This is a genomic window from Corynebacterium jeikeium, assembly GCF_000738175.1.
GTDB classification, from domain to species: domain Bacteria; phylum Actinomycetota; class Actinomycetes; order Mycobacteriales; family Mycobacteriaceae; genus Corynebacterium; species Corynebacterium jeikeium_C.
This window is the reverse complement of record NZ_JFCH01000053.1, coordinates 1-1,171: the sequence shown is the minus strand read 5'-3', so window position 1 is coordinate 1,171 and position 1,171 is coordinate 1. Positions and strand designations below refer to the sequence as shown.

1 pseudogene is annotated in these 1,171 nt (G+C 55.5%); it reads right to left on the bottom strand.

The features are described from left to right. Nucleotides 1–27 precede the first annotated feature (27 nt). Nucleotides 28–1,171, bottom strand: a pseudogene (locus JQ46_RS08220) (IS3 family transposase); the annotation flags it as partial.

Sequence of the window (1,171 nt, the reverse complement as noted above, 5' to 3'; positions counted from 1 at the left end):
GCCCCCGAAAGTTGGACTGGTTTAATTCTAGGCGGTGAGGGGTTCAAGGGTCTGATTCCGATATTGCATCGGGGTCAGGCCCTTTAGTCGTTGTTGGATGCGTTCGGTGTTGTACCACCTGATGTACTCGTCGATCGCTTGATTGAACTCTGCGACCGTGTCGAAGACTTCACCGTGGTACATCTCTGTCTTCAAGTGTCCAAAGAAGTTTTCCATGACCGCGTTGTCGTAGCAGTTGGCTTTACGCGACATCGACTGCACACCACCGTTGTCGCCGATCAGGTCACGCCAGGAGGCATGCTGGTACTGGAAACCTTGATCTGTGTGCATCATCCACCCGGGTTCAGGCGCACACGCCGCGATCGCCTTGGACAAAGAATCGGTGGTCAACGCTGTCGACGGCGATGTAGCCACGCTGTGAGCGACGATGGAGCGGTCGAACAAGTCCATCACCGGTGACAAATACACCTTGCGGCCTGCAACCCTGAACTCGGTGACGTCGCTGACAAAAACGGTATTTGGCTGATCCGGAGTGAACTTGCGGTCGAGTGTGTTGTCAGCGATGTGGCTGATCGCCCCGCTGTAGGAAACATAGGGCCTGCGTTGGCGAATCTTGGCTCGAAGACCCATCTGGCACATGAGTTTGTAGACGAGTTTGTGGTTGACCACCCAGCCCTGGTTACGCAGGTCCAGCAGCACCCGCCGGTAGCCATAGCGATGCTTGTTACGTTCGAAGCACTCCCGGATCGCGTCTTTGAGCACTGCGTACTTATCCGGTTCGTTGAGTCGTTTCTGGTGGTAAAAGAACGTCGACCGTGGGATACCAGCGGCCTCTAGGAGGTACTCCAAGCGGTGGTGCGACTTGAGGATGACAATCGCCTGGACTTTCAGGCGTGTCCCTGGTTCCTCAAGTCCCGCAATTTTTTTAAGTACGCGTTTTCCGCTTCCAACCGTGCGATCTGACGGCGCAGCTTGTCTTCTTCTGTAAGCCGCTTCGGTGCAGCCGAGCCTTTGGGTCTGCCCTTCGGCTTCGGTTTCAACGCCTCATCGCCGCCTTTGCGCCATTTCCAGGACCAATCTTTGACGAGTTGGTCTGACGACAGGCCAAACTCACGGGCAAGATCCATCATTGTCTCGCCGGCAAGGTGACGTTGGACAACTTCCTTCTTGA